Source organism: Streptomyces sp. NBC_00442, assembly GCF_036014195.1.
In the GTDB taxonomy this organism is placed as follows: Bacteria; Actinomycetota; Actinomycetes; order Streptomycetales; family Streptomycetaceae; genus Streptomyces.
This window is the reverse complement of sequence record NZ_CP107918.1, coordinates 1032185-1050064: the sequence shown is the minus strand read 5'-3', so window position 1 is coordinate 1050064 and position 17880 is coordinate 1032185. Positions and strand designations below refer to the sequence as shown.

The 17880-nt window shown below is 72.2% G+C and carries 16 protein-coding genes; 12 read left to right on the top strand and 4 right to left on the bottom strand.

The window, feature by feature from the left end:
• Nucleotides 1–256: 256 nt before the first annotated feature.
• Nucleotides 257–3145, bottom strand: a complete 2889-nt coding sequence (locus tag OG432_RS04810) for a LuxR family transcriptional regulator (RefSeq protein ID WP_328308047.1) — start codon at nucleotides 3143–3145, stop codon at nucleotides 257–259.
• Nucleotides 3146–3251: 106 nt separating this feature from the next.
• Between OG432_RS04810 and OG432_RS04805 the strand changes: the two genes are divergently transcribed.
• Nucleotides 3252–3836, top strand: a complete 585-nt coding sequence (locus OG432_RS04805; protein WP_328308045.1) for an adenylosuccinate lyase — start codon at nucleotides 3252–3254, stop codon at nucleotides 3834–3836.
• A gap of 59 nt (nucleotides 3837–3895) precedes the next feature.
• On the opposite strand, the gene OG432_RS04800 is transcribed toward OG432_RS04805, so the two are convergent.
• Together OG432_RS04800 and OG432_RS04795 are read right to left on the bottom strand one after the other, a co-directional pair.
• Nucleotides 3896–4309 (bottom strand): RidA family protein, encoded by a 414-nt coding sequence (locus OG432_RS04800; RefSeq protein ID WP_328308043.1) that lies wholly within the window; start codon nucleotides 4307–4309, stop codon nucleotides 3896–3898.
• Between the two features lie 13 nt (nucleotides 4310–4322).
• Nucleotides 4323–5360 (bottom strand): Rv2578c family radical SAM protein, encoded by a 1038-nt coding sequence (locus tag OG432_RS04795; protein ID WP_328308041.1) that lies wholly within the window; start codon nucleotides 5358–5360, stop codon nucleotides 4323–4325.
• Between the two features lie 163 nt (nucleotides 5361–5523).
• Here OG432_RS04795 and OG432_RS04790 point away from each other — a divergent pair, with 163 nt between their 5' ends.
• The 5 genes from OG432_RS04790 (at nucleotide 5524) to OG432_RS04770 (ending at nucleotide 10115) form a co-directional block, all read left to right on the top strand.
• Nucleotides 5524–5967, top strand: coding sequence for an SRPBCC family protein (locus OG432_RS04790; protein ID WP_328308039.1), 444 nt, complete (start codon nucleotides 5524–5526; stop codon nucleotides 5965–5967).
• A gap of 188 nt (nucleotides 5968–6155) precedes the next feature.
• Nucleotides 6156–8567: an MFS transporter gene (locus OG432_RS04785; RefSeq protein WP_328308037.1), complete on the top strand. Its 2412-nt coding sequence runs from the start codon at nucleotides 6156–6158 to the stop codon at nucleotides 8565–8567.
• 135 nt (nucleotides 8568–8702) lie between these two features.
• A complete protein-coding gene (locus OG432_RS04780) occupies nucleotides 8703–9206 on the top strand; it encodes a methylated-DNA--[protein]-cysteine S-methyltransferase (protein WP_328314997.1) in 504 nt (167 codons plus the stop codon).
• A gap of 19 nt (nucleotides 9207–9225) precedes the next feature.
• Complete coding sequence (locus OG432_RS04775) at nucleotides 9226–9537, top strand: Ada metal-binding domain-containing protein (protein WP_328308035.1); 312 nt, start codon at nucleotides 9226–9228, stop codon at nucleotides 9535–9537.
• Entirely contained in the window at nucleotides 9534–10115 is a 582-nt protein-coding gene (locus OG432_RS04770; RefSeq protein WP_328308033.1) for a hypothetical protein, read from the top strand. The genes OG432_RS04775 and OG432_RS04770 overlap by 4 nt, the downstream gene beginning before the upstream one ends.
• Before the next feature lie 40 nt (nucleotides 10116–10155).
• On the opposite strand, the gene OG432_RS04765 is transcribed toward OG432_RS04770, so the two are convergent.
• Nucleotides 10156–11862 carry an FAD-binding oxidoreductase gene (locus OG432_RS04765; protein ID WP_328308031.1) on the bottom strand — a complete coding sequence of 569 codons (1707 nt, stop codon included), beginning with the start codon at nucleotides 11860–11862 and terminating at the stop codon, nucleotides 10156–10158.
• Nucleotides 11863–12071: 209 nt separating this feature from the next.
• On the opposite strand from OG432_RS04765, the gene OG432_RS04760 reads away from it, so the two are divergent.
• The 6 genes from OG432_RS04760 (at nucleotide 12072) to OG432_RS04735 (ending at nucleotide 17877) form a co-directional block, all read left to right on the top strand.
• Nucleotides 12072–13532 (top strand): MFS transporter, encoded by a 1461-nt coding sequence (locus OG432_RS04760; protein WP_328308029.1) that lies wholly within the window; start codon nucleotides 12072–12074, stop codon nucleotides 13530–13532.
• Nucleotides 13533–13646: 114 nt separating this feature from the next.
• On the top strand, nucleotides 13647–14414 hold the full coding sequence (locus OG432_RS04755; protein WP_328308027.1) for an SDR family oxidoreductase: 768 nt from the start codon (nucleotides 13647–13649) through the stop codon (nucleotides 14412–14414).
• A 46-nt stretch (nucleotides 14415–14460) separates the two neighbouring features.
• Entirely contained in the window at nucleotides 14461–15087 is a 627-nt protein-coding gene (locus OG432_RS04750) for a cupin domain-containing protein (protein WP_328308025.1), read from the top strand.
• Nucleotides 15088–15290: 203 nt separating this feature from the next.
• Nucleotides 15291–15926 carry an O-methyltransferase gene (locus OG432_RS04745; RefSeq protein ID WP_328308023.1) on the top strand — a complete coding sequence of 212 codons (636 nt, stop codon included), beginning with the start codon at nucleotides 15291–15293 and terminating at the stop codon, nucleotides 15924–15926.
• Between the two features lie 35 nt (nucleotides 15927–15961).
• Complete coding sequence (locus OG432_RS04740) at nucleotides 15962–16777, top strand: 2-amino-3,7-dideoxy-D-threo-hept-6-ulosonate synthase (protein ID WP_328308021.1); 816 nt, start codon at nucleotides 15962–15964, stop codon at nucleotides 16775–16777.
• Nucleotides 16774–17877: a 3-dehydroquinate synthase II gene (locus OG432_RS04735; RefSeq protein ID WP_328308019.1), complete on the top strand. Its 1104-nt coding sequence runs from the start codon at nucleotides 16774–16776 to the stop codon at nucleotides 17875–17877. The genes OG432_RS04740 and OG432_RS04735 overlap by 4 nt, the downstream gene beginning before the upstream one ends.
• Nucleotides 17878–17880: the final 3 nt, after the last annotated feature.

Sequence of the window (17880 nt, the reverse complement as noted above, 5' to 3'; positions counted from 1 at the left end):
GCGCGAGTCGTGGAGCGACTCGCTGAAAGAGGCCGACGGCCCTGTCCCGGGGCGCGTCGTACAGAACTGCCGAACCGACGATCACTCGCGGTGGCTGCGTCACCAGGCCACCGGAGCCGCGGGGGTTACCCGCTCACCTGAGATTAACCGGCGAGTAACGAGCGCGCCAGGCCTTCTCCCTGCCGAGTCCATGTGATCTGGCTCGCCCCTGCGGCGGGGGGGCGGACGAGACGGGCGGGGGCGGGCCCCGCGGGCCTCAGCCGGCCCAGGTGTCGAGGGCGGTGCCGAGCCCGTCGCGGGAGGCGAGCCCGAGCCGGTGGAGGACGCGGCCCACGTGCGCGCCGACGGTGCGGGCGGAGAGGAAGAGCCGGTCGCCCACCTCCCGGTCGGAAAGGCCGAGGCCCGCGAGCCGGGCGATCTGCGATTCCAGCGGCCCCAACTCACCTGCCATGAGCGCGCGTTGGCGCAACGGGCTGCATGTGGCGGGCGGGGCGGTGCGCTCGCCCGCGGCGCGCAGCTCCTCCCCGGCCCGCGCCGCCCACGGCCGGGCCCCGATCCGGTCGAAGGTGAGCCGCGCGGAACGCAGCAACGGGCGCGACTCCGCGGTCCTGTGCTGCCGGCGCAGCCAGCCGCCGTAGGCGAGCTCGGCGCGGGCCCGCGGCCACGGCCAGCGGGCCAGATTGTCGGCGAGCGCCCGCCGGAACAGGGTCTCCGCCTCGATGTCGTCGGCCAGCACCGCGGCCGCGTACCGCAGATGGGCGCGGAGCAGCGGCGCCGGGGATCCCGCGGTGCGCCGCGCCAGGCGGGCGACCACCCGGGCCGCCTCGCCGTGCCGCCCCGCGTGCACGGCCGCATCGGCGAGGAACCCGATCGCACCGAAGCAGGCCCGGCAGGGCGGGTCGTCGACGCCGGCCTCGGGGGCGTCGTGGCCGGGGCGGGCGGCCCCGGGGCGCGGGGAGTGGTCGTCCCGCGCGGGAGAGCCGGGTGCGGGGCGGCCGGCATCGGGGAAGAGGGCGCGCAGCGTGTCGTAGGCCTCGTCGTGGTGGTCCGCCGCGCAGGCGGCGATGCCGCGGACCAGGGCCACCTCGGCGGGCAGGTCCGCGTCCCGGCCGTGGCCGGTCTTCTCCGCGCGGTCCGCGAGACGCCGGGCCGCCCCGGTGTCGCCGCGCAGGGCCGCGGCGCCGGCCTCGGCCACGAGGGCGCCCGCCGTGTCCACCGGGCATCCCGTCTCCGCGGCGAGCCGGCGCAGTTCGGCCGAGGCCTCGCCCGCCCGGCGCAAGGCGCCGAGGTCGAGCCGCGCCCGCGTCTGTACCGCGAGGACCTGGCTGAGCGCGGCCAGACGGCCTCGCTCACGCAACCCGGCTTCCGCGCGGTCGAGGAAATCCGTGGCGAGCACCGGGTCGCCCACCGCGTGCGCGGCCGTGCCGAGCAGTCGCAGCCCGTCGCTGTCGACGCCGTGCTCCTTCGCCGCCCGGGTCAACTGCGCGAGGACATCGGCGGCTTGGCGCACCGGCTCCGCCAGCGCGAGCGCGGCGGTCAGGCGCGGATCCCACGCCGGGCCCTTCAGGTGCTCCGCCGTGGCGACGACGCGCCGACGCGTCGGCGCACCGGGGTCCGCGCGGTGGCACGATCGCGCGGCGGCGAGCAGCAGATCGAGGGCGAGCGGCGCGTCCGCGGCCCGCGCCGCGTCCTCGGCGAGCGCACACAGGTCTTCGCCCCCGGTGCCGTGGGCCGCCGCCCCGTGGCCGCAGGGCTCGCTCAGCAACGCCGTCCGGGCCCGGTCCCGCGCGCCCGGGGCGGTGCGCGCCGCGGCGTCGAGCAGGGGGCGTACGAGGTCGGAGCGCTCCAGCCGTACGCCGAGCTCGGCGGCGAGCAGCAGCCGGCGGCCGCGCCGTGCCGGATCCCGGGTGAGGTGCGCCGACCGCTCGAGGGCGCGGATCGCGAGGGCGCTCGAACCGCGGGCGAGCGCGATCCGGTGGGTGGCCTCCAAGGCGTCCGCCGCCTCGTCGTCGGGCCGGTCCATGCCGAGCGCCCGGTGCCAGGCGCCGCGGTACGGGTCGGAGCCGAGCGCGGCACCGAGCGCGGTGTGCGCCGCCCGGTGCCGCGTATGCGGCTGCGCGTGCAGCACGCCGGAGCGCACCAGTTGATGGCGGAAGCGGATCCGGTTCTCCTCGACGCGCAGCAGACCCGCGGCGGCCGCCCGGTCCAGATCGCCGGTGGTGACCGGGGAGCCGCCGATCCGGGCGGCGGCCGCAAGGATCTCGGTGACCGTGGCGCCGGGGTCGACCGCGGCGACGAGCACCGCGTCCCGGGCGGCTCGCGGCAGGGCGCCGAAGAGCGCGGCGAATCCCCGCTCGAGGCGGCCGGCCGGGGTGGGTGCGGGCCCGAGCAGACCCCCGTCCGCAGGCATGAACTCCCGCCACATCCGGGGCAGTTCGGTCAGCGCGAGCGCGTTGCCCCGGGCCGCGGCGATGACCTCGTCCCGCTCGGCGGGCGACAGATCGCGGCCCGTGACGGCGAGGACCTCGGCGGCGGCCGACGCGTCAAGACCGCTCGGCTCCAGGCTGTCCACGCCGGCCGCGAACGGCCGTCGGCCCGGCTCGGTCCGGGCCGCCGCGCACAGCAGGACGGGGTCGTCGCCGACGCGCCGGGCGAGGAAGGCGACCACCTGCGCGCTCGCCTCGTCGAGCCAGGGCAGGCCGTCCACGAGGGCGAGGACCGGGCGGGTCGCGGCGGCGCCGGTGAGCAGACCCAGCGCGGCGAGCGCCACGAGGAACGGCTCCGGAGCGGGCCCCGCCTCCTCGCCGAACGCGGTGCGCAGGGCCACGCGCTGGGCGTCCGGCAGTGCTCCCGCGGAGCCGAGGAGCGGGTGCAGCAGCTCGTGCAGCGCCGTGTACGGAAGGGCCGTGCCGGCCGGCGCCCCCGAGGTGGCCAGAATCAGGAACCCCGCCCGCGAGGCGAACCCGCGCGTCGCGTGCAACAGGGCGGACTTGCCGGAGCCGGCCGCCCCCCGTACGACCAGCGCGCCCCCGCCGGGCCCCACCGAGCGCACCCTCGCCGCGAGCGCCGCCAACTCGGCCCGGCGGCCCGGTAACCAGGGGCGTGCGGGCCGGTCGCCCGGTGCCGGGGCGCCATTGTGCTCCATGGGACCGCTCCTTGCCTGTGCTTCTTGCCGGTGGCATGTCCCGGCGAGCGACGGGATCCGATCATCCTTGGGGTGCCAACGGCCTTACGCCACTAGGCTTTTGGACATGGACGAGGAGTTACGGTCCCTCCTGGACCGAGTGCGGCGCGAGAGCGGCGGCTCAGCGGCGTACGAAGAGCTGGCCGCCACGGTCGACCACGACGCGCTCGCGGCTGTGCTCACGGAACACGAACGCCCGCTGTGGGCGCGCGAGATGGCCGCGTTCCGGCTCGGCGCCGAAGGCGATCGCCGGGCCTTCGAGGCGCTCGTCCTGCTGCTCAACCACCGTGATCCGGAACGCTGCGCGAGCGCCGCGTACGCTCTGGCGCGGCTCGGCGACCCGCGTACCGCACGCGCCGCGGCCGCCCTCGCGACCAATGAACTGCGCACCGCCTACGCGCTGCACCCGGTCCGTCTGCTCACGGCCCTGCGCGCCCCCGAGTCCGTACCGGCCCTGATCAGGACGCTGCGGCCGCTGCTCTCTGCGCACAACCCGTACTGGCGCGTGGCTCAGGCCTGTATCGAGGGCCTCGGCGAGCTCGGCGACAAGCGGGCCGTCGAGGTCCTCACCGAGGCCCTGGCGCACCCGCGGGTGGCCCGGCCGGCGGCCTGGGCGCTCCGCCGGATCCAGGCGGGCCGGGGCCGGATCTAGAGCCCGGCCCGCCCGGATCCGGACGCGGGGCCCCACGGGTGCGCGGACGCCGCCTGCTCCTACGGGTGCTCGGCCGTCGGCGCGGTCACCGCGAACGCCTCGATCTCCACCAGCAGTTCGGGCCGGAACAACGCGCTGACCTGCACCGCCGAGCTGGCGGGCAGCTGGTCGGCGGTGATGACGGCGTCGCGGGCCGCGCGGACGGCGGGCAGATGGGCCACGTCCGTGACGAAGTAGGTCAGCTTCACCACGTCCTCGAAGGTGGCACCCGCGGCGGCGAGGCAGCGGCGCAGGTTCTCGAAGACCTGGTCGGCCTGGGCCCGCGCGTCACCCTCTCCGACGATGTTCCCCTTCTCGTCCAGGGCGCACTGCCCGGATATGGCCACGAACCGGCCGGTTCCCCAGACCACATGGCTGTAGCCGTTGCCGGGAGCGATGCCTTCGGGTGCGCCGATGCGCGTCGGTGTCGTCATGCCGGCCATCCTCTCAGAGCAGGGTGAGCTGCGTCGGCGAGGATTCCGTGGGTGCCGGAGCGGCCGGGATGCGCCGGGCCGCGCCGCGGTGGGCCGGACCGATGCCGAACTCCCTGGCCAGTTCGTGCACGTGACCGGTGATCCGGCGCTGGTACCACTTCGGCGCGTACGCCCCCTCCGCGTACAGCCGCTCGTACCGCCGCACCAGATGGGGGTGGTGCTCGCCGAGCCACGCCATGAACCACTCCCGGGCGCCGGGCCGCAGATGGAGCGTCAGCGGGGTGACCGAGGTCGCGCCGGCGGCGGCGATCGCGCGGACCGTGGCGCGCAGCTGGTCGGGGTGGTCGCCGAGGAAGGGGATCACCGGCGCCATCAGGACCCCGCATCCGATGCCGTGTTCGGTCAGCGTGCGCACGACGTCCAGGCGGCGCTCCGGCGAAGGCGTGCCGGGCTCGACCGTGCGCCACAGCTCCCGGTCGAGGAAGCCGACGGAGACCGAGATGCCGACCTCGGTCACCGCCGCCGCCTGCTCCAGCAGTTCCAGGTCACGGAGGATGAGCGTGCCCTTGGTGAGGATGGAGAACGGGTTCGCGTGGTCGCGCAGGGCCGCGATGATGCCCGGCATCAGCCGGTAGCGGCCCTCCGCGCGCTGGTAGCAGTCGACATTGGTGCCCATCGCGATGTGCGCGCCGTGCCAGCGGCGCGAGGAGAGGTGCGAGCGCAGCAGCTCCGGCGCGTTCACCTTCACCACGATCTGCGAGTCGAAGCCGAGCCCGGTGTCGAGGTCCAGATAACTGTGCGTCTTGCGGGCGAAGCAGTACACACATGCGTGCGAGCAGCCGCGATAGGGGTTGACGGTCCACTCGAACGGCATGCGGGACGCGCCCGGCACCCGGTTGACGATGGACCGCGCCCGGATCTCGTGGAAGGTGATCCCGCGGAACTCGGGGGTGTCGAACGTACGGGTGGTCACCGTGTCCGCGGCGAACAGCGCGGCCGTGCGGGCCGCGCCGGCCGAGGCGTCGTCGTCGGCGAGATTCTCCCAGCGCATGAACGCCTCCCTTGCTCGTGTGGGCCCTGTTCGGTCACGCCCACCCCTGAATAGAACACATGTTCCCTTCTTGATCGCAACCCGGATTGTGACGGCCGACCCCGAGGTGGTTGGCTTGGCCCGCCCCGGGAACCCCCGAAACACAACTGCTGGAGGAAGTGCCATGGCGCAGGTCGAGGCCACGACGGAGCGGATCGTCACGGCGGATCCGGAGACCGTGTTCGACACGCTGGCCGACTACAAGGTCGGCCGCCCGAAGCTCCTGACGGAGCACTTCAGCGAGTACGAGGTCCGCGAGGGCGGCGACGGCGAGGGCACCCTCGTCCACTGGAAGCTCCAGGCCACCAGCAAGCGGGTGCGCGACTGCCTCCTGGAGGTCACCGAGCCGACCGACGGGCAGCTCGTCGAGAAGGACCGCAACTCCTCCATGGTCACCACGTGGACGGTCACGCCGGCCGGCGAGGGCCGCGCCAAGGTCGTCGTCGCCACCGTGTGGAACGGCGCCGGTGGCATCGGCGGATTCTTCGAAAGGACCTTCGCGCCCAAGGGGCTCGGCCGCATCTACGACGCGATGCTCGCCAAGCTCGCCGCCGAGGTGGAGAAGTAGCCCGCGGTAACCTTCTCCACGGTCACCGGTTCGGGTGGACTTCCGTCCCCGCCCGGTTGTGCGCCGTAGGGGCTCCCGCCAGCGCATAAGCGCCCGGCGTGCGCCTCCCGCCCACCCTCGCTCCGCTTGCCCCGGTTGTCGCGTAATGCGAGAAATGGTCGGCGCAAGCGTGACGAGGGGAGAGTTTCGTGGGCGGGATCACTCTGGTGAAGGACGAGCGGGCCGCCGAGCCCGCTCCGGCTCCGGCGGCGCCGGCGGTGGAGCAACCGCCCGCGCCCCGGGCGCCGTTGGAGCCCCGCCGGGTGCGGATGGTCTTCGTCGGCCTGATGCTCACGCTGTTGCTCGCGGCGCTCGACCAGATGATCGTCGCGACCGCGCTGCCGAAGATCGTCGGCGATCTGCACGGCCTCGACAAGGTCTCCTGGGCCGTCACCGCCTACCTCCTCGCCTCCACGATCGGGCTCCCGATCTACGGCAAGCTCGGCGACCTCTTCGGCCGCAAACCCGTCTTCCAGTTCGCGATCGTCGTATTCGTCATCGGCTCGGCACTGGCCGGCTGGTCGCGCACGATGGACCAGCTCATCGCCTTCCGCGCCATGCAGGGCATCGGCGGCGGCGGACTCATGATCGGCGTGCAGGCGATCATCGCGGACATCGTGCCGCCCCGGCAGCGCGGCCGCTACATGGGGCTGATCGGAGCCGTCTTCGGGCTCGCCTCGGTGGCCGGCCCCCTGCTCGGCGGCTTCTTCACCGACCACGCCACCTGGCGCTGGTGCTTCTACATCAACGTGCCCTTCGGCCTGGTCACCCTCGCCGTCATCACCGCCGTGCTCAAACTCCCGAGGCCCGCGGTGCGCCCCCGCCTCGACGTGCTCGGCATGCTGCTCCTGGCCACCGCCTCAACATGCCTGGTACTGCTGACCAGTTGGGGCGGAACCGAGTACGCCTGGGGCTCGCGCACCATCGTGGGGCTCGCCGCCGGAGCCGCCGGAACGACCCTGCTGTTCCTGGTCGTCGAGAACTACGCGGCCGAACCCGTCATCCCCCTGCGGCTGTTCCGCGACCCGGTCTTCAACGTCTCCGGCCTGGTGGGCGCGGTCATCGGCGTCGCCCTCTTCGGCGCCGCGAGCTATCTGCCGACGTTCCTGCAGATGGTCGACGGGGCCAGCGCCACCGAGTCCGGGCTGCTCGTGCTGCCCATGATGGGCGGCATCGTCGGCGCCTCCATCGTCTCCGGCCAGCTCATCAGCCGCACCGGGCGCTACAAGCTCTACCCCATCGTCGGCGGAGCCGTCTCCGCCGTCGGCATGTGGCTGCTCTCCAAGCTCGGCACCGACACCCCGCGGCTGGACTACAGCATCTGGATGGCCGTGCTCGGCGCGGGCATCGGCCTGGTCATGCCGGTGCTCGTCCTCGCCGTGCAGAACGCCGCAGCCCCCGCCGACCTCGGCACCGCCACCAGCGCCAACAACTACTTCCGGCAGATCGGCGGCAGCGTCGGCGCGGCGATCTTCGGCACCCTGTTCACCAACCGGCTCGCCCACGCGCTCACCGAGCGGCTCCCGGCCGGAGCCCGCCTGCCCGATCCCGAGTCGATCACCCCGCAACTGGTGCACGCCATGCCGCCCGCGCTGCGCGACGGCTACATCCGGGCCTACGCCGACGCCATGCCGCGCATCTTCCTCTACCTCGTGCCGGTGCTCGTGCTCGGCTTCGTCCTCGCCTTCTTCCTCAAGGAGAAACCGCTGGTGTCCCACAACGCCCCCACCGCCGAGACCGCGCCCGTGACCGACACCGCGCCCCTGCCGCACGCCCGCACCGCCGCCAACTCCGGTTACGCCGGCGGCGTCCCGGTCACCGGCACCGTCCAGCACCACGACGGAACCACCGTGCCGCGCGCCGCCCTCACCCTCGTCGACGTACGCGGCCAGCAGGTCGGACGCGGCGCCAGCGGCGCGGACGGGCGGTACGCGCTGAGCGTGCCCGGCGCCGGTTCCTACGTCCTGATCGCCGCGGCCGGCGGCCACCAGCCGCAGGCGGTCGCCGTCACCGTCGGCGAGCGCCCCGTCGACCTCGACGTGGTCCTCGGCGGCGCGGGCCGCCTCGCCGGCGCCGTGGTCACCGCCGACGGCACCCCCGTACGGGACGCCGCCGTCACCCTCACCGACGTACGCGGCGAGGTCGTCTCGGCGACACGCAGCGGACGCGAAGGGACGTATGTGATCGGGGAGTTGGTGGCGGGCGAGTACACCCTGGCCGCCAGCGCCCCCGCCTTCCGCCCCGCCGCCCTGCCCGTCTCCGTGCAGGCCTCGCGCGAGACCCGCCAGGACATCGAGCTGGCCGGGGGAGCGGTGCTGCGCGGCACGGTCCGCGCGGGCGGCGGCCGCCCCGTCGAGGACGCCAGGGTGACGCTGCTCGACGCCGCGGGCAACGTCGTCGACACCCTCACCACCGGCCCCGACGGCACCTTCAGATTCATCGACCTGTCCTCCGGCGAATACACCGTGATCGCGGCCGGCTATCCGCCGGTGGCCACGGTCCTCCAGGTGGCGGGCGGCGGCCGCACCGAGCGCGACCTCCAGCTCGGGCACGAGGACTGACCCCGCACGATCGCGGGGCCCGGCATCCGGGCCCCGCGCCCCGCCCCAGTGCGATGTCCGTATTCCGCCAGTATCCGTCGCCGTCACCCCGCAGTGTGGAGGGTGAGACGAAAGGTGATGAGGAGGATGGCGACGATGCCCTCGTACACGACGATCGACAGCCCGCTGGGCGAACTGCTCCTGGTGGGGGAGCCGTCCGACGGCCGCACCACCCTGACTTCGCTGTCCCTGCCGGGGCAGCGGGGCGTCCCCGCCGTCCAGAGCGGGTGGCGCCGCGATCCCACGGCGTTCACCCACGTCGCGGAGCAGCTGTCCGCCTACTTCGCGGGTGAACTCACCACCTTCGACGTGGAGTTCACTCCGGCCGGCTCCGACTTCCAGCGGCGGGTCTGGCGCGCCCTCGAAGCCATCCCGTACGGCACCTCGACCACCTACGGCCGGCTGACCGCACAGCTCGGTCTCGAACGGGGCCGGGCCCAGGCCGTGGGCGCGGCGATCGGCGCGAACCCGCTGCTGCTGGTACGCCCCTGCCACCGCGTGATCGGTGCGGACGGTTCCATGCGCGGCTACGCGGGAGGCGTGGAGGCCAAGGTCCGCCTCCTCACGCACGAGGGCGCCCTGCAACCGACGCTGGCCTGAAGCCCCCCGAGGAGGTCACGTGGTGATCGAGGATGCCCCGCCGGACGCGGGCGCGGCCGAGCGCACGTACACACTGATCGGCGCGGACGGCACGGCCCGCCCCAGCGTCACCCCGGGCACCCTGGGCGGACACCGGCGCCAACGCCTGTACGGGCGCCTCGACTGCCCCTCCGCGCTGCGGGCCATCGCCCGCGGCCACTACGTGCGGGACCGGGTGTTCTTCGCCGACGAGGCCACCGCCGTCGCGGCCGGATACCGGCCCTGCGCGGTCTGCCTGTCCGATCAGTACGCCCGATGGAAAGCGAACCGGGAAGGCATCCGCACCCCATGAGCACCCTCCCCGAACGGCACCTGGCGCGGTCTCCCCTGATCGGCCCCGCGGAACTGGCCCAGTACGGCGCCCTGCCGGACCCGGAGCCGCACAGCGAGCCCGAACTCGCCGCCCTCATCGGCCTGTTGACCGCTCCGGGCCGGCGGAAGGACCGCATCGAGACCGTCTCGATCGGCCACGCCCGCTGCGCCCCCTGCCGCGCCGCCGCACAAGCCTTCGGCGCGGCCTGGACGGCCCGCGACGGCGTGGTCCTCACGGTGGTCGACTGGCCGGAGACGGCGGCGTCCTGGCTGCGCCCGGCCGTGCGCCTGACCGAAGGGGCCCCCGACGCGTGGGTGATCGCCGCGGCGCCCCTCGGCTTCGCCCAGCTGGCCCGCAGGCTGCGCCGTTCCACCGACTGGGACCCGGCCCGCACCTACGCCTTCGCCGGCCTCGGCGACTCCCGCCTGCCCGCGCTCACCGGACCGGAGACCCTGCACGGCCTGCGCGGCGCGGCCCGCGACGGGGGCACCTGGGAGATGCGCCGCGGCTGGGTCACCACCCGTCCCCCGGCCGGGGCCCCGCCCTGGGAACGCTGACCTCCACACCCCGGGCGGACGCCCCCGGCACGGTCCGACGTCAGGCGCCGGACGGGCGCACCGACTGCCGGTGCCGGAACACATCACGCGGATCCCAGGCATCCTTGACGCGTTGCAGCCTCGGGTAGTTGGCCTTGTAGTACAACGCGTGCCACGGAACCGAGGACGTGTTGTGGCGCGGGTCGCTCAGGTCGGCGTCCGGATAGTTGACGTAGCAGCCGTCGGTGGCCCCGTTCGGGACGGGAACCCCGCCCGTGGCCGCGAAGACCTGCGCGTACGCCGAGCGGATCCAGTCCAGGCAGGCCGACTCCTCGCTCGGGTCGGACCACCAGATGCCCCACAGCGCCTTGAAGGCGGCGTCGCGGTGCGCGGAGGCGGTCGCGTCCTGGGCGACGGAGTTGATCCGGCCGCCGAAGGAGCTGAGGGTGATGCCGGCCGTCGCATTGCCCGAGTCCGTGCGGCTGAGCCGGTCGTAGAGGGAGGCGAGCTGCGCGTCGCTGAACCCCTCGCGGAAATAGGCGGACTTGAAGTCGCTGTGCAGCGTCGGATCGTTCACCAGGGCGTTGGTCGTGCCCAGGTGCCGGGTGGCCTGAAGCCAGGGGATCCGCCGAGGGCTGGCGAACCCGGGCAACGCCGGGTGCTCCCCGGCCGGTTCGCTCATCGGCGCCGCCGCGGCCCGTACGCCCTGCGTGACGGCCTCCAGGTACTGCGCGAGCAGCGCGGACGCGTCCGGGTCCGAGGCGTCCACCTGGGTCACCATGGAGACGGAGCCGCCCGAGCGGTGGCCGAGCACGAGATAGCTGCACAGACCGTCGAAGGCGGTTCCCGGGTCGCGGTGCGCCGCGTGCCAGGCGCCGTAATTGCCTGCCAGCCGGATGAGGTCCGCGCGGTCGAGCGCGTCCCACGACCAGGACGTCGCGTGCAGGAGGACCTCGGGAGGGGGCGCGGGGAGGAGCTCGGACGGCTCGTTCCCGCGCGCGCCCGGGGTGCGGAACCAGTAGCGCGTGACCACACCGAAGTTGCCCCCGCCGCCGCCCGTGTGCGCCCACCACAGCTCGCGCAGCGGCCCGGTGGAGTCCCGCGAGGCGGTGACGAGCCGGGCCGTGCCCGAGGCATCGACGACGATGACCTCGACGGCCTGGAGGTGGTCCACCACCAGTCCGTGCTTGCGGCAGAGCATGCCCCAGCCGCCCCCGCTGACGTGTCCGCCCGCCCCGACGGAGAAGCAGATGCCGGCCGGCACGGTGACGCCCCAGAAGCGGTAGAGGTTCTCGTACACGTCCAGCAACTGGGCCCCGGCCTCCACGGCGAACGCGCGCCGTGCGGGATCGTAGAAGACCTGGTTGAGCCGGGACATGTCGAGGACGACCCGGACGTCCGGGTCGAAGACGAAGTCCTCGTAGCAGTGGCCCCCGCCGCGCACGGAAAGACGTTTGCCGTCGCGGACCGCCGACTGCACGACGTCCCTGGCCTGCTCCGCCGAGCCGACCACGTGCACCGCGTCCGGTCGGCCGACCCAGCGCTGGTTCCACCCTCGTACGAGGTCCGGATACCGGGCGTCACCCGGGGTGACCACGCTCGGCGCGGCGCCCGGCGCGGTGGGTGCGGCGCCGCCGGTCCCCGCGGCCCGCGCCGGGCCCGCGCCGCCCAGCACGGCCGAACCGCCGGCTGTGGCGCCCGCGATCAGCAGCGCCCGCCGGTGCACGCCGGGCCCGGCCTGCGCTCCCGCGGCTGTCGTCTCGTCCATGTGGCCTCCCAAGGCTGCGTCACGGCGACGCTAGTCACCGGCCGCGCCGACGGCGCTCAAGATCTTGCGGTCGAATTTCCCGGCCCATGCAACCCGCCGGACGGGGCCGGTGTTCTCCCATCGACCGGTCGGTTTCACGCCGGTTCTCCGGCCCCGCGGGGACTCACGCCCGGAGATGTCGACAACGCCGCAGCTGGAAAGGGAAGACCATGTCCGATCTGGAGGAGATGACCGGCACACGTGCCGCGGCCGCCGCGCCGGACCGCATGACGGGCCAGCAGAAGCTGGCCCTCGCGGTCCTGCTCGGCGCCCAGTTCATGCTCGCCGCAGACTTTTCCATCCTGACCGTGTCGCTCCCTGTCATCGGAGACTCACTGGGCTTCTCGCTGGACAACCTCCAGTGGATCACCACGGGGTTCGCCCTGCCCGCTGCCGGATTCACGCTGCTCTTCGGACGCATCGCCGACCTGTTCGGCCGGCGCAGGGTGTTCATCCTGGGTGTCGCGCTGCTCGCCACGGCCTCGTTGGTGGGCGGCCTCGCGCAGAGCGCCGCCGTTCTGGTGGCGGCCCGCGTCGCCCAGGGCGTGGCCACCGCGATCTCCGTGCCCTCGGCCCTGTCCCTGCTCACCACGACGTTCCAGGAAGGCCCGCTGCGGCAACGGGCGCTCGGCCTGAACGGGGCTCTCCTGGGCGGCGGGTTCAGCGCGGGTGCGCTGCTCGGTGGCGCGCTGACGCAACTGTTCAGCTGGCGCTGGTCCTTCCTGATCAACGTTCCGGTGGCCGTGCTGGTGCTCATCGGCACGCTGATGGTGATCCCGGAGGCCAAGTCCCGTACGCACACCCGGCTCGACGTCCCCGGCGCGATCACGGTCACCGGCGGGCTCCTCGCCCTGGTCTTCGGCATCACGACGGCCGGACACAAGGGCTGGGCCGAACCCGCGGTCTACATCTGGCTGGTGGCGTCCGCGGCGCTCCTGGTGACCTTCTACTTCGTGGAGCTGAAGAGCCCCAACCCGCTGGCCCCGGTCCGGGTCCTGAAGCGGCGGACCGTCCGGTGGGGCAACTTCGGCGGGTTCGCCTCGATCGCCATGGCCACCGCGATCTCCTTCTCGACGACCTTGTACATGCAGAAGGTGCTCGGCTTCTCCGCGTTCACGACGGGTGTGGCCATCGGTCTGCCCGGCATCCTGACGATCGTGGGCGGCACGATCGCGCCGCGGCTGCTCGCCAGGATCGGTGCGCCGGCCGTTCTCGCCGCGTCGCTGGTGGTCCAGTCCCTGGCGTACGCGGTGCTGTTGTGGCTCAGTGACAGCGACAGCAGCGTCGTGCTGGTCTTCGCGGCGCTCGCGGTCGGCTTCTTCGGCCACGCCTACAGCCTGGTCTCGTACATGGTCAGTGCCACCTCCGGGATGCCCGACGAGGAGCAGGGACTCGCGACCGGTCTGACCACGATGAGCATGCAGATCGCCATCACTCTGGGAATCCCGGTCGTCAGCGCCGTCATCTCCGCCCGCACCTCGTCGCTGGCCGCCACCGAGTCCGAGACCGAGGCCGTACTGGGCGGGCTCCACATGGGAGTCCTCGTCAACGCCGCCTTCCTGCTCGCCTCGGCCCTGCTGGTGTGGTTCTTCCTCGCCCGCCGCGGGGTGCGCGACCGCGCCGACGCCTGAGCCGGCCCCACGGCCGACGCTCGAGTCGGCCCCACGCCGGACGCCTCGCACTCCGGTCCCACCGCGACACCCCTCATCCGGTTCCCCTCCGGTTCCAGCAGACAGGCGGCGACTGTGACATCGCTCAAGGACAAGACGGCCCTCGTGACGGGCGCCAGTCGCGGACTCGGCCGGGCCACGGCCGAGCGGCTGGCCGGTGAGGGGGCCGTGGTCGCGGTCCACTTCGCCACGAACGCCGGCGCGGCGCAGGAGGTCGTCGACGGCATCCGGGCCGCGGGCGGCTCCGCCTTCCCGGTGCAGGCCGACTTCTCGCGGCCCGGGGGGCCGGAGGAACTCTGGGCGCAATTCGACAAGAAGGTCGCGGAGTTCGCAGGCGATCCCGGAGTCGACATTCTGGTGAACAATGCGGCAACGTCGGTGTGGGCGACCCTCTCGGAGACGAGCGCGGAGGACTTCGAGCGCATCTTCGCGGTCAACGTGCGCGCGCCGTTCTTTCTCATTCAGCAGGGCCTCACACGATTGCGCGACGGCGCGCGGGTCATTAATGTGTCCTCCGCTGTCACCCGGATGGCTTTTCCCGAAGTCATGGCCTACAGCCTGACGAAGGGAGCGATCGACACCTTCACGCTCACCTTGGCGAAAGAACTGGGTGGACGTGGAATTACGGTGAACGCGGTTGCTCCAGGGACTCTGGACACGGATGTCAACGCGGGTTGGCTGCGGGGAAACGAGGCGGCTCAGAAGGCGGTCTCGGAAGAAGCGGCTCTGCGTCGCGTGGGACAGCCGCAGGACGTCGCGGACGTCATTTCGTTCCTCGCCTCCGAACAGGCTCGTTGGATCACCGGTCGGGTCATCGATGTGAGTGGCGGTGCGCGGCTGTGAAGCACAAAAAGACGCAGCACACGTCTCGGCGAAGGAGATTCGGCAGATGACCGTCAGCCAGGGAGAGGTATATGTCAACCCGCGGTGCAGGGAACGCGTGATCATCAGGACGCCCGCGGCGGAGACGGATGGGAAGCGCACCATCATGGACGTGTACGTCCAGCCGGGCGGGGCCGTCTCCGGTGCGCATACGCATCCGCTGAGTGAAGAGCGCTTCACGCTGGTCAGAGGCCGGGTGGCCTTTCTCGTCGACGGCCACGAGCAGGTGCTCGACAGCCCGGGGCAGAGCGTTTTGATACCGCCGGGCGCACAGCACCGCTGGTGGAACGCCGGCACCGAGGAGTCGCGGCACGTGTGTGAATTGCGCGGCCGCGCGGACCGGTTCGAGAGCCTGGTGCTGCGTCAGCTCTTCGGGCTCGCGCAGGACGGCAAGACCGACGCGCGGGGCATGCCCCATTTGCTTCAGCAGGCCGTGACGACCCTGGAGTTCCAGGACGTGCTGCGGTTCACCCAGCCGTCCTGGCCGGTCCAGCGCGTGCTGTTCGGCGTCCTCGCGCCGGTGGCGCGGATGCTCGGTTATCAGGGTTGCAATCCCGAATACATGACCCGCAAACCGTCGGAGACGGCCGAGCTGGAACCGCTGCCCGACGAAGTGGCGGCCTGGCACTACTGACACGGAGCAGGGAAGACAGGGGCTGCGAAGACAAGGGCAGCGAAGGCGGGAGCGGTAAAGAACAAGGGTGTTGAAGACCATCCCGGTGGTCTTCGGCACCCTTATTTTTTTCATATGTCCGGAATGGCTGATTCCGGTCCCCTGTATTATTCCTGGATGAGCTCTGGAGTAGTCGATGCAAAGCTCTTTCCATGAGACCGAAAATGGTGCCTGAAGCCCTCTACGGATACATCGTGGAAAACAGCCTCCAAGCCGATGAGGCACAGCGCAATCTGGTCGCGGCCACAGCCACCGTCGGCGACCGGGCGCGCATGCAGATCGGCGCTCCGCAGGGCGGATTCTTCACTCTTCTCACCCAGCTCATGGGAGCGCGAACCGCCATCGAAATCGGCACCTTCACGGGCTATTCCGCCCTGTGCATCGCCAAGGGACTCGCGCCCGGCGGCCACCTCCTCACCTGCGACGTGAGCGAGGAGTGGACCGACATCGCCAAGAAGGCCTGGGTGGAGGCCGAGGTCGAGGACCGGATCGAACTCCGCCTCGGGCCGGCCCTTGAGACCCTGCGCGCCCTGCCGGCCGACCCCGTGGTGGACCTCGCGTTCATCGACGCGGACAAGCCCAACTACATCGCGTACTACGAGGAGCTCGTCCCGCGGATGCGCCCCGGCGGCGCGATCCTCGTCGACAACGTCCTCTGGTTCCAGACCGTCGTCGACGACCCCGACGGCGAAGGCGCGAGCATGCGTGCCTTCAACGCGCACGTCGCATCCGACCAGCGCGTGGAAGCGGTCATCCTGTCGATCGGTGACGGAGTGACGCTCGTCCGCAAGAAGTCCTAGAAGCCGATGCGCGTCTGCCGCACAAGGGAGTGCTCATGACGAGAACGTCCTCCACCGGAAAATCAATGCGCCTGGCCCGCCTGTCCGGCGGCCACAACGACGGCCGCTACCTGTTCGTCCCCCTCGACCACTCCGTCTCGGACGGCCCCATCACCAGCGCCGACGGCTTCGACACGCTGGTCCGCGGCGTGGTCGCCGGAGGCGCCGACGGCATCGTCCTGCACAAGGGGCGCGCCCGCGTCGTCGACCCCGACGTGCTGACCGAATGCGCGCTCCTGGTGCATCTGAGCGCGAGCACCGTGCACGGCCCGGACGTCGACGCCAAGGTCCTCGTCGGCGACGTCGAGGACGCCATCCGGCTCGGCGCGGACGCGGTCAGCGTGCACGTCAACATCGGGTCGGACACCGAGTCCGCGCAACTCGCGGACCTCGGGACCGTGGCCGCGGCCTGCGACCGCTGGGGCATGCCGCTGCTCGCCATGATCTATCCGCGCGGACCCCGCGTCACCGACCCGTCCGACCCGGTCCTGCTCTCCCACGTGGTGAACATCGCCGCGGACCTCGGCGTCGACATCGTCAAGACCGTCTTCGCCTCGCCGGCCGAGAGCATGGTCGAAGTCGTCGCGAACTCCACCCTCCCCGTGATCGTGGCCGGCGGCAACCGCGGCGACAGCCTCACGGACTTCGCCACCACCGCGATGGCCGTCGGGTGCAGTGGACTCGCCGTCGGGCGGCGGGTGTTCGGCTCGGCCAACCCCGCGGCCACGGTGCGTGAACTCGCGTCCATCGTGCACGGCGGCCCCATCCCTCTGGTCCCTTCCCCCTCCTCTCAGATGGCAGGTGCTCTGTGAAGCTCAGCTGGATAGACATCCGTTCCGTCGGGTCCGCCAAGGACGCGATCGTGGAAGAGGCCGTCCACGCGCGGGTCGACGCCATCCTGGCCGCGGACCCGGCGGACTTCGCCACGCTTCCGCCCACGGTGAAGAAGGTGCTGTTCCCCCAGGGCCAGCCCCTGCCCGAGGACTTCGGCGGCGCCGACGTGATCATCGTGGATCCGGCGAAGCACGGTGAGCCGAGGGAACTGGCGCTTCAGCACCCGGCCGTGGAGTTCGGCCGGTACGTCGAGATCGTCGACGCGGAGACCCTGGAGGAGGCCTGCACGTCGGGCCGCGTGGAGAAGTGGAGCCTGCTCGACTTCCGCGACCCCACCAAGATCCCGCTGGAGATCGTGATCGCCGCGGCGGCCAGGGCGGACGGCAGCCTCATCACCGTGGCCAAGGACGTCGAAGAGGCCGAGATCATCTTCGGTGTGCTCGAACTCGGCTCGGACGGCGTGCTCATGGCGCCGGCCAAGGTCGGCGACACCACCGATCTGAAGCTGGCCGCCCAGGCGGGAGTGCCGGACGTCGAGCTGGTGGAGCTCGAGATCACCGCCACCGCGCACGTCGGCATGGGTGACCGGGCGTGTGTGGACACCGCGACCTACTTCCGCGAGGACGAGGGCATCCTCGTGGGCTCGCACTCCAAGGGCATGATCCTCTGTGTCAGTGAGACGCATCCGCTGCCTTACATGCCGACCCGCCCCTTCCGCGTCAACGCCGGAGCCATCCACTCGTACACCCTCGGCGAGAACGAACGCACCAATTACCTCAGCGAGTTGAAGTCCGGCAGCAAGGTCACCGCCGTCGACATCCACGGCAGGACACGGCTGGTGACCGTCGGCCGGGTGAAGATCGAGAGCCGTCCGCTGATCTCCATCGACGCGGTCGGCCCGGAAGGGCGCACCGCCAACCTGATCCTCCAGGACGACTGGCACGTACGGGTGCTGGGGCCGGGCGGCGTGGTGCTCAACAGCACCGAGCTCAAGCCCGGCGACAAGGTGCTCGGCTACCTGCCGGTCGCGGACCGGCACGTCGGCTACCCCATAGCCGAATTCTGCCTGGAGAAGTGAGCG